The sequence below is a fragment of the Vibrio sp. 10N.222.55.C6 genome (genome assembly GCF_041473395.1).
In the GTDB taxonomy this organism is placed as follows: Bacteria; Pseudomonadota; Gammaproteobacteria; order Enterobacterales; family Vibrionaceae; genus Vibrio; species Vibrio crassostreae_C.
Genome location: NZ_JBFRSD010000209.1, coordinates 1 through 220 on the forward strand (window position 1 = coordinate 1; position 220 = coordinate 220).

The 220-nt window shown below is 50.9% G+C and carries 1 pseudogene; it reads right to left on the reverse strand.

The window, feature by feature from the left end:
• Positions 1-220 (reverse strand): annotated as a pseudogene (gene secD, locus AB4486_RS23280) (protein translocase subunit SecD); the annotation flags it as partial.

Here is a 220-nt window from a genome sequence, read left to right on the forward strand (position 1 = left end):
CCCATCTCACCAATGCCACTACGCGCATCGATAATGTGTTCACCGCTCAGCACTGCTTTGCGAGCAACCACGACACGATTACCATCTGAATCTTTCAGAGTTTGAGTATTGCGCGTTGGGTTGTCGTAAACCGAGTAGAATGCCAATGATGCCGTGGCACCAATCACGTCTTTTGCAGCTGCAGGATCTTGTACACCCGGCAATTCGATACGGATACGGC